Genomic DNA, 23,071 nt, shown 5'->3' with positions numbered 1-23,071 from the left:
CAATTGGCTGTATTGTGATTACCGGTTCGGAAAAAGCCTTTGCTGCCGGTGCCGATATTAAAGAAATGGCAGATCTGAATTTTCCGCAAATTTATCTGGATGATTTTTTCAGTCTGGCCGATCGAATTGCCCAGCGCCGTAAACCTTTAATTGCCGCAGTGAGTGGCTATGCCTTGGGTGGTGGCTGTGAACTGGCCTTAATGTGCGACTTTATTTACTGCGCCGACAATGCAAAATTTGGTTTGCCTGAAGTCACCTTAGGCGTGTTGCCGGGCATTGGCGGTACCCAGCGTTTAACTTTGGCGATTGGTAAGGCCAAAGCCATGGAAATGTGCCTGACGGCACGCCAGATGGGGGCGCAGGAAGCGGAACAAAGTGGTTTGGTGGCCCGGGTATTTGCCAAGGAAGAATTGCTGGAACAAACCCTGCAAGCTGCCGAAAAAATTGCTGAAAAGTCGCTTACTGCCGTGATGATGATTAAAGAATCAATTAATCGGGCCTTTGAAGTGAGCTTGGCTGAAGGCCTGCGCTTTGAACGCCGGGTATTCCATTCCATTTTTGCAGGTTCCGATCAAAAGGAAGGCATGCAGGCCTTTGTGGAAAAACGCCCAGCCAAATTTACCCATCAATAAGAAATTCATAATAGGAACAAAAATAATGAGTAATGAAAATAATTTAGCGATTCGGGTCGCAGGAGGTCTGGGCATTATCAGCCTGGACCGCACCAGCCATTTAAATGCCTTAACCTTGTCGATGATTCAGGGTATTCAGGCGCAACTCGATCAGTGGCGACATGAACCACAGGTACAAGCGATTCTGATCAATTCCAACAGTCCCAAGGCGTTTTGTGCTGGAGGCGACATCCGCTATCTGTATGACAGCTATCAGGCCGGCAATACCCAATATCAGGATTTTTTTGCCACTGAATATAAGATGCTGAGCACCTTGCGTAATTTTCCAAAGGCCGTGATCGTGATGATGGATGGCTATGTACTGGGTGGAGGCTTTGGACTGTCTCAGGCCTGTCATATTAAAGTGAGCAGTGAAAAATCACGTTTTGCCATGCCCGAAACTGCGATTGGTTTTTTCCCGGATGTCGGTGCAACGCATTTTCTGTCCCGACTGGATGAAGTCGGTGTCTATATGGCATTGACTGGTGAGCAGATCAGTAGCAGTGATGCGCTGTATCTGGATCTGGGGGATTATCATGTGCCAAGTGAGCGTTTTGCTGAACTGGAAGCGGCATTGATTGCAGCGCCGGTATTAAACCCGATAGAAATCCAAAAGATCATTAGTGGCTATATTACGCATCCGGTAGAAAGCGAGCTGCAAAAACGTATAGAGCATATTAATCAGCATTTTGGCTATCAAGACCTGGAGGAGATTGAACAGAGTCTTGCTCATGCAAGTAACACAACTGATCAGGAATGGGCTAATAAAATGCTGGCAATTTTGCAGCAGCGTCCGGTCATGGCCAAGCAAACCAGCTTGAAGTTACAGCAGACCGGTCAAAATCTATCATTGGAAAAATGCATGCAGTTAGAACGCGACTTGCAAGATATCTGGTTAGAGCAGGGTGACTTTATTGAAGGCGTTCGTGCACTGATTATTGATAAGGACAAAAATCCAAAATGGCGAACCGAGAATGCAAAATTTGAAAAGACCTTGCAAAAGATCTGGCCAGCATGGACTCAGCAACAGATAGATCCGCTTTGTTATAAATAATCGGAATTTATTTTAAATAACGAAGTGGGTCATGGATGACTATGCTCAAAAATATAAGAGGGATAGATATGAAACCCGAACAACCACCACAGTCTCAAACTAAGAAGTCTTCGCACCGTTTGGCGGGTGTATCCAGTATGGTCGGCACCACTATTGAATGGTACGATTTTTTTATTTACGGTGCCGCGGCCGCACTAATTTTCAATAAACTTTTCTTTCCTAATCTAGATCCATTGATGGGTGTAATGGCTGCATTTGCGACTTATGCAGTGGGGTTTATTGGCCGACCTTTAGGCGGAATTGTGTTTGGTCATTTTGGAGACAAAATTGGCCGTAAAGCCATGTTATTAACTACTTTAATTATGATGGGTATTCCCACCGTACTCATTGGTTTATTGCCGACTTATGAAAGTATCGGCTATTGGGCTACGGTATGTCTGGTTATCCTGCGCTTCATTCAGGGCATGGCTATGGGAGGAGAATGGGGCGGTGCCGTTTTAATGGCAGTTGAACATGCACCCGAGGGAGGCAAAGGATTTTGGGGCAGTTTACCTCAGGCCAGTGCAGGTGGTGGACTCATGCTTGCATCAATCGCGCTTGGATTGGTGTCTATGTTGCCAGAAGCCAGCCTATTTAGCTGGGGATGGCGAATTCCATTCGTTGCCAGTATTGTCCTGTTAGGGGTGGGCTGGTATATCCGGGTCAAAGTACCTGAGTCCCCAGATTTTGAAAAAGTGAAAGACCAGGCACAAGAAATTAAGGTACCGGCTTTGCAAGTGTTTAAAAATCATCCACGAGAGCTTTTAACCATTATTTTTGCGCGTGCCGCTGAGAATGCATGGTTCTATATTGCTTCCACCTTCGCACTCGCCTATACCACGACAAAACTCGGAATTCCCCGTCAAGACATTCTATTTGCCACGATTTGCGGAGGTGGCTTGATTATGATTATGACACCTTTATTCGGACATCTCTCGGATAAGATGGGTCAAAGGAATATGTTCATGTTTGGTCTGGTGGTCCTTGCACTTTATTGCTATCCATTTTTCAGTATGTTGGATACCAAAGACCCACTCTTGGTCTGGACTGCAATCGTACTCGCCATTGGTGTGGTTTTCCCGCTGATGTATGCACCGCAATCGCAGTTATTCGCCCGACAATTCCCGACTGAAATTCGATATAGCGGCATTTCAATTTCTGTGCAGTTCGCCGGAGTCATTGGCGGAGGCTTAGCTCCCCTGATTGCCACTAAGCTGTTAAGTGTGGGTGAGGGCAGTCCTCATTTGATTATTAACTACATTATAGGCATGGCTATATTTGCGATCTTCTGTACGTGTTTTATGAAGCGTGATAAGTTCAGCATTCCCCACGCCAAAGTAACGGTAAAAAATGCTGCAGAAACGGACTTATCCCGTCCTTAATATCCATATAATTTAACCAATTAAATCATTGAACAGTGAAATGAAGCCTTCTTTCTGGTCTTGGGAACAGGAGATTTTTCCAAGACCAGAACATCTGGCTGAGCTCCGGTTTAATTTTACCTATTGGTTAATGATTTAAGCTGTGTATCCTGCGTTATATCCAAATATCTTTAGATTCAACTATTTTTCATAAATATGAACATTCTGGATTTATTTAAGATTTCCTTTCGGCAAACTTAATCCTGCTAGTTTAAAGATTGAAATGGAATTTTTATTTTGTAATTTTCTTGAAAAATTAAGTTTAAGTTATTTGAATTATTATAAAAATATGGTAATAAATAAGAGTGATCTTTTTTTGATCATATTGATGTTTCGGGATGAAATATTTTTAAAAAAAAGCCGAATTTTTTAAAACAATCAGAAGGGAGTTTGGAAAATGCTTCAATTACTTATGAAATTATTTTGCTTACATGTGTATGAATATGAACACATGGAAGAAATTGGGGAACATAAGGAATGCAGAAAGTGTGGGGTCAATAAATCACTTTAATTTAATTCGATTTATAGCAAAAAAGAATGAGCTTTAAGCTCATTCTTTTTTTTAAAGGTTAATAATAATTGATCAATAAAACTTTATGTAAGCCTTGATTAAGATTTTCAACTTGTAGTTGAGCGATCTCATTGTTGGAATTTTTTAAAATTTTAGCCTGCGTATTTATATTTGAAAGTTGGCGAAGGTCTGAGGCTAAAACGTAAATATTTTTACAGTCTTTATTTTGTGAATTTTCTGCACAGCTAAACTCTACAATATTGCCCTGAAACTCAATATTTTCAGCATGTCCGACGGTACTATTACACAACACAGCGGCACAAAAAAAACCAGAAAAGTATTTTATTAACTTCATCTCACAATCCTTAGAAGAGATGCTCTATAGTTAATAAATACCTTTACATATTACTAAAATCAAGTTGTTTTGAATTCTATATGAAAATAATTGATAAAGTGTGATGCAGGTCAATTAATCATACGTGATTGTGATGGTTGCCATAGCTTTTACATTTCCTGCGGAAACTTCACTATTTGTCTGATAATAACGTGCTTTCATGGGCAAATTATATTGGCGAATCTGGTTCGAATTTACATTGCCGACATTAATTTTTTCACCTTTACTAATAACTTTATTTTGATCACTCATTAAAAGTTGTACGCCCACACCATTGGCTTTTGAAGTCGTCGCTGTATTGGCTAAGACATTTGTAGTGTTGGTCTCAGCTGGATAATCAAAGCTGAGGCCAATTCTACTTTCCACATTGACGCCCGTATTGTTGCTTCCGCCATTACACAAAATATCGACATCAAAGGTCTGTTCGCCCTGAGTGCTGCCTACACCCTTAAAGTCTGATTTTTTTACGCTGGGCAGGGTGATGGTTTTGTTGATGTTGCCTTGAATTTCACATGAAGATGAAGCAATAGTAATCGCGTTGCCATAAACCGTACTGGTTAATAAGGGCTTGTTTTCAAGACCAGAAACATAGTAGCTGCTGTATAAACCTGGAACGAGGCTACCTGAACCTGAGTTATTTAAGGTTTTAATAATTTCTACCACAAAATAACCTTGTCCCAGACTGTAGGGAATTAAAGGATCAAGATTTTTTTGGTAAGGATAGTAGCCTGAAAAGTTAGCACTATCTTCGGCTTCTCGATATAAGCGGATGCCAATACCGGGAATATTGGTATTGTAAATATTTTGTCCTAAAACACTTAAAGAATAACCCTGTTTAATATCGGCATAAATTTTATCGGAATAAGAGGTACAGCGAACTCTTGAATTATTGGGAACAATAGGAAATGTCGCTTTACGTAAAATAGTACCTACTGCATCGCTAGGTTTGACTACAACACGTCCGACCGCCATATTGACATCAACTGAAGTCAGACTTCCCCAGCCTAAAGTGGCATCATAACAGAATGCAGCACCGTGCTGGGATATGCCCAAACCCAAGATGCAAAACAGTACATTACTGAATAACTTGTAATTTACCGGCATATTGTCTCCGTCATTAAAATGTTCTGATCATTGGGCATTTTAGACACATCATATTGAAGATGACATTGCTGATCTTCAGCTTCACCCCATTTAATCTGGATACGGTCCGTTAAGGTATTGCTACGTAAATAAACCAAACTGCCTTGTGCGACCATACCTATATTTTGACCTTGACTGTCATAAACATCAGATGCAAAAGGAAGGGAGACACCATTGGCCTGAGTGCTTTGAATATAGATGGCTTTACCCGATTTAGTGGCAAAACTGACTTGTGCAATGGCACCGGCAAATGGCGCAATACGTTGACTGGTTTCTTCCAGTTCCACATTGGTTGACATATTTTGCGGGTCAAGGCTGATATCATTCAGGCGATAGGGTGTGACATAAGGAACGACCGCATAGCCCGATTTATTAATATTGAGTCCCACGCCATTATTTACTTTTGCCCCACTTGCATTGGGTGCGTAGACCAAAACCATGGTTTGGCCCTGGTCGGGAGCGAATAACAGGCCTTTTTTATGTGCCACAATATTACCGCGGGCATTCAGCATGATCTGGTCGAACGTATCTGAATAACTATACGAGCCACCCAGGGTAATGGCATTGGTGCGGTACTGTGCATTGACATTCAAATTAGCAGCATCATCAAATTCACCAGAAGCAGTCGCACCATAACTCAAACGTTCATTGACTACCGCATTTACACCTAGAGTCTGGGTGGTTTTAGTGCTCATCGAATTAATATTGATTGAATGTTTTTTAAAGCTGAGTGGCATGGAAAGGCTGAGCATATATTCGGTGTCATCACGGCTTTGTTTGCTCACTTCATTTTGAACCTGTTTTTTGAGCGCAGAAACCGAATAGCTTAAACGTCCCCAATTATTGCTATAACCTAATTGATACTGACGGGTGGTTTCATTTTTATTCCAGTAATCAACCAGAGACCCCAGTACATAAATGTTGCCCCAGCCGGTAGGCAAACCCTGATTGAGCGTGATCTGGAATTCGCTGCGCTGCTTTCCTATATTTTCAGAACTTATGCTTTTTTCATCCAGTTGTTGCGAAATAAGGGCATCACGTAATTTAAAGAAATTTTCAGTCGAATAACGATAAGCCGCAAGCGTGAAATTGGTATCTGTCGAGCTGATGAGTTTACTGTAGCTGATCCGGTAACTTTGACCTGAAGCCTTCGGTCGATAATCAAAGTCCATATTTGACTGGGTAATATCCAGAGCAATCGCGCCGATGGGTGTAGCAAAAGCGCTGCCTAAGGTAGCTGCGGAATAACGTTCTGCGGCTTGAATTCCTGCATAAGTCGTCAGGTAATTGTTTAAACCGCGTTGATATTTTGCTTGCACAATCCAGGGCGCTGAATCCATATCTTGATCACGAAATTGCCCTGCAGTAATCGAGTAGCGGCTTAATCCAGGACGAAGCATTTGTACTACAGAAGAATAGGGCACTGAAAAACGCTGAATCTGTCCATTGGCTTCAATAACTGAAACTTCAAGTTCGCCGCCAAATCCGGTCGGATATAAATCATTTATTTCAAAATGACCGGGTGCAACGCTGGTTTGATAAATTAATTGTCCCTGCTGGCGTATTTCAACTTTGGCATTGGATTTGGCATTGCCGCGAATACGAGGCGCATAACCAATCATGCTATTGGGAAGCATACGGTCATCACTGGTAAAATCTATTCCGCGATAACCAAATGAGTCAAAAATTTCACCATCGGTAAAATGATCACCCAGGGTGAGTACTCCACGGTATTTGGGGAAGGCGCGCTGTACATAGCTATTTATGACTTCATAGCTGGATGATGAATCCTGACTTTCTGCCTGATCCTGCCAGAGCCATTGCCCATTGTGACGCAATTGCCAGCCGCCTAGATTGGCTCCGGCATTAATGGAGGTAAAAGCGTTTATGCGTTCTTGATTGTTCTCAAGTTTATCCGTGGTTCTATACACACTGGCATTGTAGGAGAGAAATCCTGCATTAATACCGCGATCCCATACGCTTGGATCGACATAACCTTGTGCATTTTTCTCAATAGCCACTTGAGGAATGGAAATATCCAGACGCAGTTTGGACGTGTCAAATTCATAGCTGGCCTGATCGATCCATTGTTCAATGCGAAGGCAGCTTTGCGAATCTGGATCAGCATTTTTATGTTGCAGTACTTCCTGTTTGACCCCAAATTCCAGCAGTTTCGCTGCGGTAAAGCAGGTAAAGGCATTTTCTTTACTGTCGCTCGATTTAAACACCAGATGGCGTTTGCCAAACCAGTTGCCATTCACATAAATATCGACACTGTATTCACCCGCGAGAATAGGATTGCCATATTTAAAGCGGTCAATATCAATTTTTTTAGCCTCACCAATCAGGAAAGTGGTATCGAACTCAGCTTCTTGATTGGTGGAGTTTACATCTTCCAAAGCATGCGTGGATACAGGAATGCATAACGTCAATACACCATACGCAACATAACATCGAATACGCTGCCAGTTGAAGATATGGTGTTGTTTATACATAATTTCTGCCTGTAAATGCAGGGATATCCAGCAAACTTTTGAATACTTGATTAAAGTTTAATGTTGTGCTCTACACGGCCACCAAAGTCATTGATGGTGGTAAAAGTCATTTTTTCAGTATTGGTGGTTTTTAAGACTATTTTTTCGCTACTAAAAGGTTTCAACACGAGTCCTTCAGGAAGCGTTTCAATACGCTGTGCACCTTGCTGTTGCAAAACAGAGGTCAAGGTAATATGAAAAGGCGTGGGATTCTTCACTTCAAGGGTATTGGCCTGAATCTTCCATTGTAGCTTTGTCGGTGCCTGTTCAGCATTTTCTTTCATTCCTGCAGGACGATAAAAGAATTTAATTCGTGAACGAATCGCCAACTGTAAAAAGTTATCGCTATCTTCAGCTTTTTGGTTTTTGCTGGTCGGTTTTGGTGGAATGTCTAAAACATTTAACCAGTACAGGGTTTCCTGGGTTTGATTCAACTGCGCCGCATTCGGTAATGCTGTAATTCTGAGCGATTGTCCTTTATTCGGATCGACACGAGAAATAGGCGGGGTAATCATAAACGGAACTTTGCTTTGATCGGGCGTGCTTTGGGCATCGCCATTATCAATCCAGGCTTGAACCAGCGAAGGCTTTTCCCCACTGTTACTCACTTGTAAGGTGATTTCTCTGGCATCTGAAGGGTAAATAACACGTGTGCCATGAATGATAATTTCTGCATGGGCAGCGCTGATAGGGAGTACAGCAGCAAGAACGCATTTTTTCCAAAAAGATAATTGATTAATCATTAAAGCCACCCAGTGAAAAACAAAAGAGTTAAGTTGAATATTCAACTTAACTCAGGAATTGAACCAGTACTTATTGGTAAATGATTGTATATTGAACAGAAGTTGTAACTTTACCAGCAGTAGAAGCACCAGTAGCATAGTATTCGCTATAGTAGTTCAAGTCTGCACTGCCACCTTTCGCTACGTCAACCCATTGGGAGTTCGCTTGAGCACCATTTGCACCAGCCGTAGTGATTGGAAGAAACTGGCTGTTAGAACCTAATAATTGGATTTGTACGTTCTGTGCACCTGTTGCATCTTGGTTTTTTAAACGGCCAGAGTTGACATCAACGGTTGTGCCAGGTTCAAAATAAGTGGCAACCTTGCCTTCAGAGCAGTTCGCAAGTTTAATGGTAAACGGTGTACGACCTGCAACTTGACCCGCATTTGCCAATGACTGTTTTGAAACTGTCGGTAAAGTCACCGTAAAGTCTTTGCCGCCATTATTTACAATATTACAAGTTTTATCTGTAACCAGGCCATTGATAGTGATGGTACCGTCAGCAGCGTTAGCGTGAGTGATAGCAAGTACAGGAAGAACAGCGATTAATGCGATTTTTTTCATGGTGTTAACTCTGTCGGAAGAAGTTTTTTTTGTTGATCAACTTGGTAGAGCGAAGATTATTCTTAAAAATAAAAAATGTAAACTGGTTCACATAAAATAAAAAAAATGCAAAACAAGATTGAAGGCCGGGAGGGCAAAAAAAATGAAAAAAACAAAACTTATTGAATGAATAATAACTAAATTAAAATAGACATTTAATTTTATTCTAAAGTAAAAGATCTAAAATATTGAGGCTAAATAATCGCTTAAATTTTTTTTGTAAATTTACAAAAAAAATTACAAAAAGGTCAAAAATGTTACAATATGCATTCAAAATGGCTTGAAATTTAACTTATGAGCATTGATTTTACTGCCGATACTTACATTGTAACTGATCAATTAGCCGACACTTTGGTCTGGTTAAGCCACCATCAGGATTGTTTTGATTCGTTCAGTTATGACACTTTGACTCAAGAGCTGGTGGTTTATCACGCTAATGGCGCAGATATTATTCGTAAAGGAAATTATTTAAATGCGCGTTATGGTCTTTTGATTACTTCCCTGTAAATAAAAAAGCCCAATATGGGCTTTTTTATTTACTACTCGGTTTAACTCGCCATGGCATCGACCGAGAGTTCTTTGATCGTTGGTTTGGCTTTTTCTGCAATTAAACCCAATTTGTCAAATAACTGTTTATCCTTACCTTCACCGGCATTTGGGGTGGTAAGCAGTTTCTCGCCAGAGAAAAGCGAGTTAGCACCTGCCATAAAAGCCAGTGCCTGGTCAGCATCAGATAAAGATTCGCGACCTGCAGACAGGCGAATATAACTTTTAGGCATAATAATTCGGGCAACCGCAATGGTACGAATCCACTCAGTAATGTCCAGTTTTTCAACATCAGCAAGCGGCGTGCCTTCAATTGGTACCAGCATATTGATCGGTACAGATTCAGGGTGAATGGCTAGAGTCGCTAACTCATGCAATAAACCAATCCGGTCTTGACTGCTTTCACCTAAGCCGACAATTCCACCACTACATACTTTCATGCCGGCTTGACGGACAAAATCCAGCGTATTTAAACGGTCATCAAAAGTACGGGTACTGATCACATTGGAATAGTATTCGCGTGAGGTATCCAGATTATGGTTGTAGTAGTCGAGACCGGCATCTTTTAAACGTTCTGCCTGAGACTGATTAAGCATGCCTAACGTCATGCAGGTTTCTAGTCCTAGTGACTTCACTTCACGCACCATTTCCAGCACATACGGCATATCGCGTTCATGCGGATTACGCCATGCAGCGCCCATACAGAAGCGTGACGAACCAGAAGCAAGCGCTTCTTTGGCTTCCTGAATCACTTTATCGACAGCGATGCGTTTTTCTGCTTCCAGTTTTGAGTCATAATGTGCTGACTGCGAGCAGTACTTACAATCTTCCGGGCATTTTCCGGTTTTGATGGAAAGCAGAGTGCTGACCTGAATGGTATTGGCAGCAAAATGTTCACGATGAATGCGCTGTGCTTCAAAAATCAAATCTAAAAAAGGCTGGTTGTATAAATCCTGAATTTCTTCTCGTGTCCAGTCATTACGTACATTCATTAGTGAAATTCCATAATCATCTTCGTTATTGGCTTTTATCATACATAATTTATGCCAAATCCAAAGGCATAAACGACCAAAGCTGATAGTATCTAACGATTAATTTTTGTCATTTATTACAAATGTAAGATTGTATATTTAGTTACAAACTGAAGCTATTTTTTATAAATATCCTTGCAAAGTTTTTTATGGTCTTTTAAAATTTGTGTTGATCTTGACATTATGTTTTTTCTAAAAGCAAAACTTTGTCAGGATCTAGAAAATGAAAAATAAATAATACACTGTTAATTTTGACTCAAAATTTAACTGGATTTGGCCAGTTGCTCGCGAATCGCCCAATCAATATGGACTTGCACAATCTCATCATGCAGGTCGCGAGTTTGCTTTAAAGTTTCAATAATTTCCGAAGAAAACGGAGCATTACCCAAACCAATCGCGATATTACGCATAAAGCTTTGGTAACCAGTACGCCGTAGTGGGCTACCTTCAGTATTGGCTAAAAAGGTCGGTTCATCCCAATGCCATAAGTCCAGTAAACTCACCTGATCCAGACCATGTCGCGGGTTAAAATCTTCAATTGTGGCTTTCTTGGCAAAACTGTTCCAAGGACAAATCAGCTGGCAATCATCACAGCCAAACACCCGGTTACCAATACCGCGGCGCAATTCTTCAGGAATGATGCCTTGATATTCAATGGTCAGGTAAGCAATACATTTACGTGCATCCAGCATATAAGGTTCAACAATCGCCTGGGTTGGGCAAATATCTATACAAGCCGTACACGAACCGCAGTGTGAGGTCGCTGGCTGGTCAAAAGGCAGATCAAGTGAAGTAAACAGTTCACCCAGAACAAAAAATGAACCTGATTTTTTATGAATGAGTAAGGTATGTTTTCCAGTCCAGCCCATGCCGGCATTTTCTGCCAGAGATTTTTCAAAGATTGGCGCAGAATCCGCAAAGGGGCGGGATTCAAAATCTCCAACCTTTTCCCGGATTTTCGTCGCGAGGGTCTTTAAGCGACCGCGCATGGTTTTATGGTAATCACGGCCGCGGGCATAACGTGCAATGATGGCGGCATTCGGTTCATCCGGTACATAACGTGGTTTGGGTGTTTCCACCAGATAATTCATGCGTACACAGATAATGCTTTTGGTTCCCGGCACCAGCAAAGCGGGATTGGCACGTTTTTCCAGATTTTCTTGCAGAAATTTCATGTCACCGTGGTAGCCACGTTTTAAATATTCCTGAAAACGTGGCAATTCTTCTTGAGCATCCGGTTTGGCAATGACACAATCACTGAAGCCAAGTTCTAAAGCTTGCACTTTAATCCACGCTTTCAGCGCTTCAGGATCATATTGATCTAAAGGAATTTTTTGTGACAATGTGGAAGAAGCCATAATGATATAAAAAGGGAAGAATAATGCCTCAGCAAGTTTATCATAGCCGTGAAGTACAAGCATGGGAACAACGCTGGTTTGCCCAGCAAAACAGCTCTTATGCCTTAATGCAGCAAGCGGCCTGGATGATTGCGCAGCGCTTGGTTCCCATTTTTCAGCAACACAAAATCCAAAATATTGCGCTCTGTTGTGGTCAGGGCAATAATGCCGGAGATGGTTATCTCACTGCCAAATATTTAAAACAATATGGTTTTAATGTGGAAATTTACGCAGCTGAATTAGGTGTCTCTAAAGATTTACACAGCGCCCATCAAGAAGCGGTAGATGCAGAAATCAACATCTATGCAGGGTTTGCATTTCAAAAAACATATGACTGTTATGTCGATGCCCTGTTTGGTATTGGCTTAAACCGGGAACTGGATGCTGACTGGCAACAGATTATTAAAAATATCAACGTTCAAACAGGCCTGAAAATCGCCGTAGATATACCTAGTGGTTTACAGGCCAATAGCGGTCAGCCCTTACCTTGTGCCATCAAGGCAGATTACACTTTTTCCGCTCTGGGTTTAAAAGCTGGGCTGTTTACCGGTCAAGGCAAAGAGTTTGCAGGGCAGGTTGAAGTGATTTCCCTGATTCCTGTAGATACAGAACTCAAACCGCTTGCCCAGCTTTCACCCACTTCGATTTCACTGCCGCAGCGTGAGGCTTTTGGTCATAAGGGTAGTTATGGTCATGTGCTGGTGGTGGGCGGTCATCCGGATATGGGCGGGGCGGTGATGATGGCGGCGGAATCTGCTTTTAGTGCAGGTGCAGGCAAAGTCACCATTGTCTGTCATGAAAAGCATCACACTGCGATATTGGCGCGTTCACCCAATATTATGCTGCGTGACATCAATGCCTTGACCAAAGCCGAGATTCAGCAACTCCTAGATCATGTTGATAGTGTCAGTTTGGGTATGGGGCTGGGACGGGATAGCTGGTCAGAACAGCAATATTTTAAATGGTTCCCCAAGATCAATGTCGCTAAACATTTACAGGTGGTGCTAGATGCTGATGCACTGTGGTTTTTAGCCGAACATCCTGAAACATTAAAAGCAGATAGCTATGCCACACCTCATCCGGGTGAAGCAGCAAAATTGTTAGCTTGTACGGTAAAAGAAATTGAAGCTGACCGGATTGCAGCCATTCATCAACTTCAGGAAAAATATGCCGGACAATGGGTACTGAAAGGTTCTGGTAGTTTGATTCTGCAAGATCAACTCTGGATTTGTACCGCAGGCAATGCCGGTATGGGAACTGGTGGTATGGGAGATGTTTTGGCGGGTATGACTGCCAGTTTAAAGGCGCAATTTGCCGGGCAAATACAGCTGCATGAAATTGTAACCTTACATGCTTTGGCGGGAGATTGGCTGGCGGAGCAAGGCATGCGCGGTTTACAGGCTCATCATATGAATGCAGCGCTTTATCATGTGGTGAATCAGGGAAATAACAAATGAATAAGGCGATTAAACTCATTATTCAGGGCAAGGTTCAGGGTGTGGGTTATCGGCGCTGGTTTGAACAGCAGGCTTTAGAACTGGAACTCAAAGGCTATGTGAGAAATTTGCCAAGTGGGGAAGTTGAAGCTGTAATTGCAGGGCCGGCAGATCTGGTTCAAAACATGATTGAGCGTAGTCATGCTGGTCCCGCACGTGCAACAGTTTCCCGAATTGTCCAGATTGAACTTGATCAAAAGCACGATTTTAGAATATTTGAAATAGCAGATTAATTGTAAGTTTCAGAATAAAAATAATTGAGGAGCACAGCATGGAAAAATATCTGGTCGTCGCCATTGTCGTCGTGGTGTGTATTCTTCTGGTGATCTATACCCAACGGGCAGAGGGGAGTTCTTCTCAAAAATCATTGAAAGAGATTGTGCAAAAAGAATTTCCTCAATATAAAGTGATTGAAAAGAATCAAATCATTATGATTTGTGAAATCAACCATCGTAATGAGCCAGATGAACTGATTTTTATCCGAATTGATCCGAATCAGAAAAAGAATATAAGGACCTTTGGGCGCAGGGTCACCTTTACTTATAGCAAGCAACCCTCAATCAAGGAAATGCGCAAAGATTTTGCCCCTTATCTTTAAATTATTTGATATATCTTTACTAGGTTTAACGTCTTCGAACAGTGTAACGGCTACGGCCTCGTGCCATACCACCCAGCGCATTCAATACGGCCATTTTGCTCATACTGCCTGAAGCATGTGCATGACAAATGGCGGCAGCCAGAGCATCGGCGGCATCCTGCTGAGGTTTAATGCTTAAATTTAAAATCCGCATCACCATCATCTGAACCTGTTCTTTATCTGCGGCACCATAACCCACCACAGACTGTTTAATTTGGCGGGCAGTATATTCAGCCACTTGTAAATCCAGATTCACCAAAGCAGCAATGGCTGCACCACGGGCTTGTCCCAATTTCAAAGCAGAGTCCGGGTTTTGTGCCATGAATACCTGTTCAACCGCGGCTTCGGTCGGGCCATGAAATTTCACAATCCGTTCTACACCTGCAAAAATCCGTTTCAAGCGTTCAGGCATTTCCGGGGTTTCGGTACGAATGGTCCCTGCATCTACAAACGTTAATTTTTGCCCATCTTTTTCGATGATGCCGTAACCTGTTAAGCGTGAACCGGGGTCAATACCGATAATTAGTGACATGCAAACCCTTTAAAAATAAAATATCGCCCATATTGTTACATAAGCGTAGCAAAAAAGCTTGATAGTGATTAAGCAGTTAATGACTACACTTTATTCATTTTATTGAGATTAGATTAATTTTCATGAAATTATTTCTTATTGTACTGGTTGGCTTAATCCTGGAAGTTTTTGTCTGGATTGGCGTGGGTGACCTCGTTGGCAGCATGTGGTACGTATTTTTCTGGTTTGTAATTGCCTTTTTCATCGGTATGAACCTGATTCGTAAATATGCAACCGGTTTGATGCCACAAATGCAGCAAATGCAAATGGGTCAAATGCCTGGTGATCCTGCATTGACCAATAATCTGCCTAAGATTCTGGCAGGTTTTTTTCTGCTTATTCCGGGCTTGATCAGCGATGTATTGGCATTGTTAATCTTGATTCCCAGCGTACAGAATGCATTTAAAAATGTCATGATGAAAACCATGGCAAAACGCCAGCAGGCCATGATAGATAAAATGATGGGTGGCATGATGGGCAATATGAATAATATGGGCGGTGATGCTCAGAGCCAAAACCCATTTGCCGATATGATGCGTCAAATGCAAGACATGCAGCAAGGCGGTTCACAGCGCCACGATTCCAGCATTATTGATGGTGAAGCGCGTGAAGTAACACCTGATGCGAAAAAAATTGAAATGAAAGATGTGAATAAATAAATTATTGATCTTTTTGAAAGCCGAATCATGATTCGGCTTTTTTTATGTTTCGACTTTTTGTCGGCAGAACCCGGTAATTGGTACATGCAAAAAATTGAACAAACGATATAATACTGCTTTTAAAAATTTCTCCTATTTCTATGTCATTGCTTTTGACCATTTGTGCACTGCATTTTGTTGCACAGCTTAGCCCGGGACCGGATGTTTTGCTGATTGCCAAAAGCTCGGCTTCAACTTCAAGAACCAATACGCTCAAGATTATTCTGGGTATTTCTGTAGGTATTCTGGTTTGGGTAGTGCTGACCCTGATGGGATTTACTGTACTTATTCAACAGTTTCCGTGGATTCAACAGGTTTTAATGTTGGTAGGTGGATTATTTCTGGCCCGTATGGGGTGGGCTATGTTGAGCGGAGGTTTAAAAACCCTGAAGCAGCAAACCAGTTTGAATCATGATCCACAAGGCATTGTATCTGATTCTAAAAACCATTTTTTGCTGGGTTTATTTACCAATCTTTCTAACCCTAAAACACTGATTTATTTCAGCAGTGTTTTTTCACTGGCCTTAAGTTCTTCAGCTTCCAGCCATTTAAAAAACCAGCTGGCGATTATTATTCCAATACAAACCTTCTTGGTATTTACTTTACTGATGCTGATTTTGTCCATACCAAAAATTAAAACCGCCTATCAGCGTTCTGGCAGTTATATTGATATGATTTCAGGCGGATTATTTCTGATTTTTGCCATCTGGTTGTGGTATGACGCATTTGCCATGCTTTAGTTGTTTGAGGGCGTTTCATCAGACGTGGGTATAGATGGGGAAGTAGTTATGACTTCCTCATTTTTTTGTGGCTGTACATAACGGTTAGGTTTCAGGCTTGCTTCAGTATTTTCCGAACCTTGATAGCTACGACTGCGGTTAGCACGTTCGCGTAAGCCGCCTTTTTTAATCAGTTGAACCATTTGATCCTCCAAGTTATTCACTGCTATTTTAACTAAAAAAAGAGCCGGCGGGCGCAGATAAATTTAAAGCTACAGATTTAATCGTTATGGGTTTCCCATGTATTACGAATAATATCTCTGAGTGTTGTTACTGGATAAGAGTATCTTCCATTAAAAATTAATACCTTAGGTGATAGCTAAAAATATTTTTGTTGGGGTGGTTTTGACGGGTTGATCAATAGGCTTGTATCTAAAAAAAGACTGGATTAAGATTTTATTGAGACTCCAGTTCATCAGTTAAAAGGGTAGAAAATAAAAACAAAAATGGTGGGAGTATTGCTATGTTATATCAATATCATTGTGCCTGTTGTAACAAGGTTGTGGAGTCAACCGAAAAAAAATGCACAAATTGCGGTTCACATAATATAAAAAGTCCTTACGGTTTCTGGATTTTTTGTATTTTAACCTGCCTAGCAGCAGTCATGGTTTTTGCAATAGTCCATATTTATTTGCAGGACCATCAGGAAACCCCTATACAAATGTCATTATTAGAAGTTCTACAGCAGGGAGGACAAACCAAATAATGATTGATCATATAAAAAAGCCCACAAATGTGGGCTTTTTAATGAAAAAATTACAGTCCAGCAGAGGCTTTAAGTGCTTTAACCTTATCTGTTTTTTCCCAGGTAAATGCAGTGTCTGAACCTTCACGGCCAAAGTGACCATAAGCAGCAGTTTGCTTATACATCGGTTGAATCAGGTTCAACATGCGGGTAATGCCATATGGACGCAAGTCAAAGTGCTCACGAACCAATTGAATAATGAATTCTTCCGGCACTTTTGCAGTATTAAATGTATTGATTGAAATAGAGGTTGGCTCTGCAACACCGATTGCATAAGATACCTGGATTTCACATTTATCTGCCAGACCAGCAGCAACAATGTTTTTCGCAACATAACGGCCAGCATAAGCTGCTGAACGGTCCACTTTTGATGGATCTTTACCAGAGAAAGCACCACCACCGTGACGAGCCATACCACCGTAAGTATCTACAATGATTTTACGGCCTGTTAGACCACAGTCACCCACAGGACCGCCAATCACAAACATCCCGGTTGGGTTGATGTGGAATTTGGTGTCTGCATGGAACATTTCAGCAGGGATGATTTTCTTCACGATTTCTTCAATCACAGCTTCTTTAAGATTCGCTTGTGAAATTTCAGGATCGTGTTGAGTTGAAAGAACCACTGCATCTAAACGAACAGGCATACCATTTTCATAGGCAAAAGTGACCTGACTTTTCGCATCTGGACGTAACCATGGTAACGCACCATTACGGCGTAACTCAGCCTGTTTTTCCATTAAGCGGTGTGCATATGAAATTGGGGCTGGCATTAACACGTCAGTTTCACGGCTGGCATAACCAAACATTAAGCCTTGGTCGCCGGCGCCCTGATCTTCAGGTTTTTGGCGGTCAACACCCTGAGCAATTTCAGGAGACTGTTTACCAATCATGTTGATTACGGCACAGGTTGAACCATCAAAACCGAGGTCAGAATGGTGATAACCAATACCATTTACGGTTTGACGCACAATAGCTTCGAAGTCGACATTAGCCGTTGTTGTGATTTCACCCGCAAGTACTACAGCACCTGTTTTTACAAGCGTTTCACAAGCAACCCTGGCATATGGGTCTTCTTTTAAGATTGCATCCAAAATAGCATCACTGATTTGGTCAGCCATTTTATCTGGATGGCCTTCGCTTACAGATTCCGAGGTAAATACAGCGTACTCGCGCATAAGTCCTATCACAGTTAATTCAAAAGACGCAATATGTTACATCGAGTTAGACTTTTGGACTAGTTCTAGACGATAAAAATGGATGAATTTATTTCAATTCAACGACTTTTTAATTGATATGCGTATCTAAAAAGCTGATAAGTAGTCAAAATTGAGCTGGATAATTGCAATTTTGCCAAACAGGAATTTTGTTAAGTAAATATTTAATCGACGCTTGAAAAGTATTTCTGGGTTTGACCGCAAATTATTCTAAATATTTATAAAAGTGTTTTATAAATTTAAAAATGATAAATATTAAATGTTTACATTAGGTTTTTTAACAAGCTTTGAACTACGCAAAGTTTAATACAATTAAATTGAATAAAGGAAAGGCGAGGGAAAAGTTAAAGTTAACCAGTATTAAAATTTTCATTTAGTTAAATCTAAAGTGAATTTAATTCATTTTTTAGCTTTTTAAACCTTTCTTTATAGCTTGGCAGGGTTAAAATTTAATTTAGCTTGAGATCGCCTTGAAAATTTGTCAAAGAACAAGAAAAAAATGATTATGTGAAAGATGAATAACTTTGAATGATCTACTCAATAACCAAAATGCAGCAGAATAATCGTTAAAATGTCATATATAAGTTTTAAATTGAATAAGTCAAGGTATTTACACTTGAGTTAAGTACCTGCAAATGCTGTGAAATTGAACGCTGTCTGCATTTAAATATGTCTAGTCACGAATAAATAGTGAAATGTTGAGTATTAGGCTTTACCCCTTGCTGTTTTTTTAAGACAATATAGCCAGCTTTGAATTTTCCTATTCATCATCTTCTTTAAACGATTTAGTTGGACTCTGACCTATGACAACCCCGCTTAACGAACGTCGTATTGCAAACGCAATTCGTGTATTGGCAATGGATGCTGTGCAAAAAGCAAATTCAGGACATCCAGGTGCTCCAATGGGGATGGCAGACATCGCTGATGTCGTTTGGCGCGAATTTTTAAATCATAACCCACAAAACCCGCAATGGGCGAACCGTGACCGTTTTGTATTGTCTAACGGCCATGGCTCTATGTTGCAATATGCGTTATTGCATTTGACCGGTTATGATCTTTCTATTGAAGATTTAAAATCTTTCCGTCAGTTGCATTCTAAAACACCGGGTCACCCTGAATTGGGTTATGCACCAGGTATTGAAACCACAACTGGTCCATTGGGTCAGGGTATTGCCAATGCTGTTGGTTTTGCACTTGCTGAGAAAACTTTAGCTGCACAATTCAACAAAGATGATATTCAGGTTGTCGACCATTTCACTTACTGTTTCTTAGGGGATGGTTGCTTAATGGAAGGTGTTTCTCATGAAGCATGTTCATTGGCGGGTACTTTGGGTCTGGGCAAGCTGATTGCTTACTATGATGACAACGGCATCTCAATTGACGGTGAAGTAGAAGGCTGGTTCTCTGACGATACAGAACAACGTTTCCATGCGTATGGCTGGCAAGTGATTAAAGTGGATGGTCACGATAGCGATGCTTTACGTGCTGCAACTTTAGAGGCTAAAGCTGAAACTGCTAAACCGACTCTTATTATCTGTAAAACAGTGATTGGTTTGGGTTCACCAAACAAACAAGGTAAAGAAGATTGCCACGGTGCGCCGTTAGGTAATGACGAAATTGTTCTAACCCGTGAAGCGTTGGGCTGGAGTGACGAAGCATTTGTGATTCCTGCAGATGTATATGCAGCTTGGGATGCCAAAGACAAAGGTGCTCAATCTGAAGCTGCTTGGAATGAAGTATTTGCTGCCTATGCTGCAAAATACCCAACAGAAGCAGCTGAATTAAAACGCCGTCTTTCTGGTGATCTTCCAGCTGACTTCGTAGCGAAAGCCGATGCTTATATTGCAGAAGTAAATGCAAAAGCAGAAACCATTGCTACACGTAAAGCAAGCCAGAATACTTTACATGCACTTGTACCTTCTTTACCGGAAGTGCTTGGCGGTTCTGCTGACTTGGCGGGTTCAAACCTGACTTTATGGAAAGGTGCGCAAGGCATTCAGGACAATCCGGCCGGTAACTATGTTCACTATGGCGTACGTGAATTTGGTATGACTGCAATTGCCAACGGTGTTGCGCTTCATGGTGGTTTCATTCCTTACGTAGCAACATTCCTGATGTTCATGGAATATGCACGTAATGCAGTACGTATGTCTGCACTGATGAAACAACGTGTGATTCATGTCTATACCCATGATTCAATCGGTCTGGGTGAAGATGGTCCTACACATCAACCAGTTGAACAAATTGCCTCTTTACGCGGTACACCAAACTTAAATACTTGGCGCCCATGTGACACCGTTGAAGCTGCAATTTCCTGGAAATCTGCTTTAATGCGTTCAGAAGGTCCAACAGCGTTGATCTTCTCTCGTCAAAACTTGCCATTCCAGACTCGTACAGCAGCTCAAATTGCTGACGTAGCAAAAGGTGGTTATGTATTGGCTGAAGAAAAAGGCGAATTGAAAGCAATCATCATTGCGACTGGTTCTGAAGTTTCATTGGCAATGGAAGCTTATGCACAGCTTGAAGGCGTGCGTGTAGTGTCTATGCCATGTGCTGAAGAATTTGTGAAACAGGACGCAGCTTACCGTGAAGCCGTTCTTCCATCTCATATTCGTGCACGTGTTGCGGTAGAAGCGGCGCATGTGGATTACTGGTGGAAATTTGTTGGTCTAGACGGTCGCGTGATCGGCATGACCACTTATGGTGAATCTGCACCTGCAAAAGATCTGTTCCAGTTCTTCGGTATTACCACTGAAGCAGTGGTTGCAGCAGTGAAAGAAATTACAGCTTAATCCCTTTCGGTTAACTGTTTAAAAGGACGTCCCAGTACAGGGACGTCTTTTTATTTTTTACAATAACGATATTTCAACGAATGATTAAAGATGAAGGTTTAAAATTTAGTCATTCATTGAAGTATTCAGCATCAAGGGCAGTACGCTGCCAGAGTGAGGAAAATATGAGCCTTTATGATCAGATTAATGATGAAATTGTCCTGATGGATGCGGGCGAACAGAAGTGGATCGGTCAAGACTTACCGCTAGAAAGCATGATGGCTGTTGAGCTGTTATTGCAAGACTTGCAGGAAGATAAAGTGATTAAAATTCGCCGTAAAAATCATGAAAAGCATACCGGGATGAAACAGATAGACCGAATTCTGGTTGAAAAGTTATAAAGATGACCTGTCTTTATAAGCCCCAACTGGGGCTTTAATTATTGGAGCAAGTTACAATAAGCTGTTATGAGTCGTTCGGTTTTCAAGGCTTTTATAATGACTAAGATAAAATGTATATTTTTGTATTAAATCATTAAGTAATGAATAGAAAGGCTAAAAATATATAAATTTGGAAATTAGATTTTTAAATAATTTATGAGGATTATCAGTATATTAAAAATTGAGATGATATCGTTGCATAAACTTATCTTAATAACGTCTTGATTGTTCTATTCTTGCAACATATCGTCTTATCTGTATCAGTGAATTAAAATAAGAAAGGTATACACTAATAACCATTCCAAAGCGAGATAACAACACATGAATTTAAAAGCAATAACTTTAGGTCTGGCGGTTGCATCAGTGGCGACTTTATCTGTAGCAAAACCGGTTGCCTATCAAATTGATCCTGGTCATAGCGCAACAGTTTTTTCTTGGAGTCACTTTGGTTTTTCTACACCTTCTGCCAACTTTTCTGACATTCAAGGTACCATTAATGTCGATAATGAAAAACCTGCCAATTCATCAGTAAATGTTAACATTCCAGTATCAAGCATCAATACCAATGTAAAAGCACTGGATGACCATATTAAGACAGCCGAATTTTTCGATGCTGCGAAATATCCGAACATTACTTTTAAAAGCACTAAAGTTCAGGCTTTAGGTAAAAACAAATACAAAATCACTGGTGATTTAACCGTGAAAGGTGTAACGAAACCTGTAGTTCTAGATGCAGTTTTAAATAAACAGGGCGTGCATCCAATGACCAAATTGCAAACGGTTGGTTTTAATGCAACCACTTCATTTAACCGTTCAGCCTTTGGTATAGGCGCTTATGTTCCAAATGTGGGTGATAAAATTACTGTGAATATCACCACTGAAGCATCTGTTCCTGCGAAAAAATAAGTACGAATGAACTTATAAAAAAAAGCACCATTGATGGTGCTTTTTTGTTTCCGTAGTTTCATTTTAAAGTGTGATTAAATTGCGGCAATCTGTTTCAGATAGCTTTGTAATACGGCTTGGGCCTGTGTTTCTAAGATAGCCGCATATGCTTCATTGTCAGCCCGTAAAGAAGGGATGTTGATATTGGCTTTACGTAATTCACAAGTATGACCGATTAACCATTTTTCCAGGCTGTCTGCTGCAACCTCGATATGGAATTGCAAAGCCAGAATATTCTTACCGACTGAAAAAGCCTGATTCGGATAAATTTCTGAACTGGCCAATAATTCAGCCTGTTCAGGCAAATCAAAGGTATCGCCATGCCAGTGTAATACCGCAGTATCCGTTAAAGGGTTAAGCGGGTTATTTTCAGCACTGGAAAGACTGAGTTTACTCCAGCCAATTTCTTTTTCATGACCTGCATAGACTTTTGCACCTAAAGCATGGGCAATCAGTTGAGCACCTAGACAGATACCCAGCGTAGGTAAATTATTCTCTAAACGTACTTTGAGTAAGTCTATTTCTTGTTGTAAGAATGGATAATCTTCTGTTTCATAAACCCCAATCGGGCCACCTAAAATAATGGTTAAGCCTTTATGCTGCATAGCCTTGGTTAGATCATCGATACCGGCTTCAAAATAACGC

The 23,071-nt window shown here is 41.1% G+C and carries 24 protein-coding genes; 13 read left to right on the top strand and 11 right to left on the bottom strand.

What is annotated here, in order from left to right; all coding sequences use genetic code 11:
- The 3 genes from B4C48_RS02635 to B4C48_RS02625 form a co-directional block, all read left to right on the top strand.
- Positions 1 to 632, top strand: a 632-nt coding sequence (locus B4C48_RS02635; protein ID WP_291353988.1) for an enoyl-CoA hydratase-related protein, incomplete at its 5' end; no start/stop codon positions are given.
- A 25-nt stretch (positions 633 to 657) separates the two neighbouring features.
- Positions 658 to 1,725: an enoyl-CoA hydratase/isomerase family protein gene (locus tag B4C48_RS02630; RefSeq protein WP_291353986.1), complete on the top strand. Its 1,068-nt coding sequence runs from the start codon at positions 658 to 660 to the stop codon at positions 1,723 to 1,725.
- Between the two features lie 68 nt (positions 1,726 to 1,793).
- On the top strand, positions 1,794 to 3,146 hold the full coding sequence (locus B4C48_RS02625) for an MFS transporter (RefSeq protein ID WP_291353984.1): 1,353 nt from the start codon (positions 1,794 to 1,796) through the stop codon (positions 3,144 to 3,146).
- A gap of 608 nt (positions 3,147 to 3,754) precedes the next feature.
- Here the strand turns inward: B4C48_RS02625 and B4C48_RS02620 are convergent.
- The 5 genes from B4C48_RS02620 to B4C48_RS02600 all read right to left on the bottom strand — a co-directional run bounded on the left by B4C48_RS02620 (position 3,755) and on the right by B4C48_RS02600 (position 9,114).
- On the bottom strand, positions 3,755 to 4,051 hold the full coding sequence (locus tag B4C48_RS02620; RefSeq protein WP_291353982.1) for a hypothetical protein: 297 nt from the start codon (positions 4,049 to 4,051) through the stop codon (positions 3,755 to 3,757).
- 114 nt (positions 4,052 to 4,165) lie between these two features.
- Positions 4,166 to 5,194, bottom strand: coding sequence for a fimbrial protein (locus B4C48_RS02615; RefSeq protein WP_291353980.1), 1,029 nt, complete (start codon positions 5,192 to 5,194; stop codon positions 4,166 to 4,168).
- Positions 5,185 to 7,728, bottom strand: coding sequence for a fimbria/pilus outer membrane usher protein (locus B4C48_RS02610; protein WP_291353978.1), 2,544 nt, complete (start codon positions 7,726 to 7,728; stop codon positions 5,185 to 5,187). The genes B4C48_RS02615 and B4C48_RS02610 overlap by 10 nt, the downstream gene beginning before the upstream one ends.
- A gap of 50 nt (positions 7,729 to 7,778) precedes the next feature.
- The gene (locus B4C48_RS02605; protein WP_291353976.1) at positions 7,779 to 8,510 is read right to left on the bottom strand and encodes a fimbrial biogenesis chaperone; all 732 of its coding nucleotides are present in this window, start codon (positions 8,508 to 8,510) and stop codon (positions 7,779 to 7,781) included.
- Positions 8,511 to 8,580: 70 nt separating this feature from the next.
- Positions 8,581 to 9,114 (bottom strand): fimbrial protein, encoded by a 534-nt coding sequence (locus B4C48_RS02600; protein ID WP_291353974.1) that lies wholly within the window; start codon positions 9,112 to 9,114, stop codon positions 8,581 to 8,583.
- 333 nt (positions 9,115 to 9,447) lie between these two features.
- Between B4C48_RS02600 and B4C48_RS02595 the strand changes: the two genes are divergently transcribed.
- The gene (locus B4C48_RS02595) at positions 9,448 to 9,660 is read left to right on the top strand and encodes a hypothetical protein (protein ID WP_291353972.1); all 213 of its coding nucleotides are present in this window, start codon (positions 9,448 to 9,450) and stop codon (positions 9,658 to 9,660) included.
- Positions 9,661 to 9,701: 41 nt separating this feature from the next.
- On the opposite strand, the gene bioB is transcribed toward B4C48_RS02595, so the two are convergent.
- Both bioB and queG read right to left on the bottom strand, forming a co-directional pair.
- The gene (bioB, locus tag B4C48_RS02590) at positions 9,702 to 10,691 is read right to left on the bottom strand and encodes a biotin synthase BioB (RefSeq protein WP_291353970.1); all 990 of its coding nucleotides are present in this window, start codon (positions 10,689 to 10,691) and stop codon (positions 9,702 to 9,704) included.
- Between the two features lie 302 nt (positions 10,692 to 10,993).
- The gene (gene queG, locus B4C48_RS02585) at positions 10,994 to 12,088 is read right to left on the bottom strand and encodes a tRNA epoxyqueuosine(34) reductase QueG (protein WP_291353990.1); all 1,095 of its coding nucleotides are present in this window, start codon (positions 12,086 to 12,088) and stop codon (positions 10,994 to 10,996) included.
- Between the two features lie 23 nt (positions 12,089 to 12,111).
- Here queG and B4C48_RS02580 point away from each other — a divergent pair, with 23 nt between their 5' ends.
- The 3 genes from B4C48_RS02580 to B4C48_RS02570 are packed head-to-tail and all read left to right on the top strand — an operon-like array spanning position 12,112 to position 14,221.
- A complete protein-coding gene (locus tag B4C48_RS02580) occupies positions 12,112 to 13,584 on the top strand; it encodes an NAD(P)H-hydrate dehydratase (protein ID WP_291353968.1) in 1,473 nt (490 codons plus the stop codon).
- Entirely contained in the window at positions 13,581 to 13,856 is a 276-nt protein-coding gene (locus tag B4C48_RS02575; RefSeq protein WP_291353966.1) for an acylphosphatase, read from the top strand. The genes B4C48_RS02580 and B4C48_RS02575 overlap by 4 nt, the downstream gene beginning before the upstream one ends.
- A gap of 38 nt (positions 13,857 to 13,894) precedes the next feature.
- Positions 13,895 to 14,221, top strand: a complete 327-nt coding sequence (locus B4C48_RS02570; protein WP_291353964.1) for a hypothetical protein — start codon at positions 13,895 to 13,897, stop codon at positions 14,219 to 14,221.
- Positions 14,222 to 14,246: 25 nt separating this feature from the next.
- Here B4C48_RS02570 and ruvC read toward each other — a convergent pair whose 3' ends face one another.
- The gene (ruvC, locus tag B4C48_RS02565; protein WP_291353962.1) at positions 14,247 to 14,792 is read right to left on the bottom strand and encodes a crossover junction endodeoxyribonuclease RuvC; all 546 of its coding nucleotides are present in this window, start codon (positions 14,790 to 14,792) and stop codon (positions 14,247 to 14,249) included.
- A gap of 122 nt (positions 14,793 to 14,914) precedes the next feature.
- Here ruvC and B4C48_RS02560 point away from each other — a divergent pair, with 122 nt between their 5' ends.
- Positions 14,915 to 15,490, top strand: coding sequence for an FxsA family protein (locus B4C48_RS02560; protein ID WP_291353960.1), 576 nt, complete (start codon positions 14,915 to 14,917; stop codon positions 15,488 to 15,490).
- 140 nt (positions 15,491 to 15,630) lie between these two features.
- A complete protein-coding gene (locus B4C48_RS02555) occupies positions 15,631 to 16,269 on the top strand; it encodes a LysE family transporter (RefSeq protein ID WP_291353958.1) in 639 nt (212 codons plus the stop codon).
- Here B4C48_RS02555 and B4C48_RS02550 read toward each other — a convergent pair.
- Complete coding sequence (locus B4C48_RS02550; protein ID WP_291353956.1) at positions 16,266 to 16,451, bottom strand: hypothetical protein; 186 nt, start codon at positions 16,449 to 16,451, stop codon at positions 16,266 to 16,268. The two genes, B4C48_RS02555 and B4C48_RS02550, sit on opposite strands and share 4 nt — an antisense overlap.
- 320 nt (positions 16,452 to 16,771) lie before the next feature.
- On the opposite strand from B4C48_RS02550, the gene B4C48_RS02545 reads away from it, so the two are divergent.
- On the top strand, positions 16,772 to 17,014 hold the full coding sequence (locus B4C48_RS02545; protein ID WP_291353954.1) for a hypothetical protein: 243 nt from the start codon (positions 16,772 to 16,774) through the stop codon (positions 17,012 to 17,014).
- Between the two features lie 50 nt (positions 17,015 to 17,064).
- Here B4C48_RS02545 and metK read toward each other — a convergent pair whose 3' ends face one another.
- Entirely contained in the window at positions 17,065 to 18,231 is a 1,167-nt protein-coding gene (gene metK / locus B4C48_RS02540) for a methionine adenosyltransferase (protein ID WP_291353952.1), read from the bottom strand.
- A gap of 842 nt (positions 18,232 to 19,073) precedes the next feature.
- Between metK and tkt the strand changes: the two genes are divergently transcribed.
- From tkt to B4C48_RS02525, 3 genes are all read left to right on the top strand, one after another.
- The gene (tkt, locus tag B4C48_RS02535; protein ID WP_291353950.1) at positions 19,074 to 21,062 is read left to right on the top strand and encodes a transketolase; all 1,989 of its coding nucleotides are present in this window, start codon (positions 19,074 to 19,076) and stop codon (positions 21,060 to 21,062) included.
- A 164-nt stretch (positions 21,063 to 21,226) separates the two neighbouring features.
- On the top strand, positions 21,227 to 21,442 hold the full coding sequence (locus B4C48_RS02530; RefSeq protein WP_291353948.1) for a hypothetical protein: 216 nt from the start codon (positions 21,227 to 21,229) through the stop codon (positions 21,440 to 21,442).
- Positions 21,443 to 21,802: 360 nt separating this feature from the next.
- On the top strand, positions 21,803 to 22,387 hold the full coding sequence (locus tag B4C48_RS02525; RefSeq protein ID WP_291353946.1) for a YceI family protein: 585 nt from the start codon (positions 21,803 to 21,805) through the stop codon (positions 22,385 to 22,387).
- 74 nt (positions 22,388 to 22,461) lie between these two features.
- Here B4C48_RS02525 and B4C48_RS02520 read toward each other — a convergent pair.
- The coding region (locus B4C48_RS02520; protein WP_291353944.1) for a glutamine amidotransferase at positions 22,462 to 23,071 on the bottom strand (610 nt) is incomplete at its 5' end.

Origin of the sequence: Acinetobacter sp. UBA3106 (assembly GCA_002365595.1) — a bacterium.
Taxonomy (GTDB): domain Bacteria; phylum Pseudomonadota; class Gammaproteobacteria; order Pseudomonadales; family Moraxellaceae; genus Acinetobacter.
The sequence above is the reverse complement of the archived record's forward strand: the minus strand, read 5'-3'. Positions and strand labels throughout refer to the sequence as shown.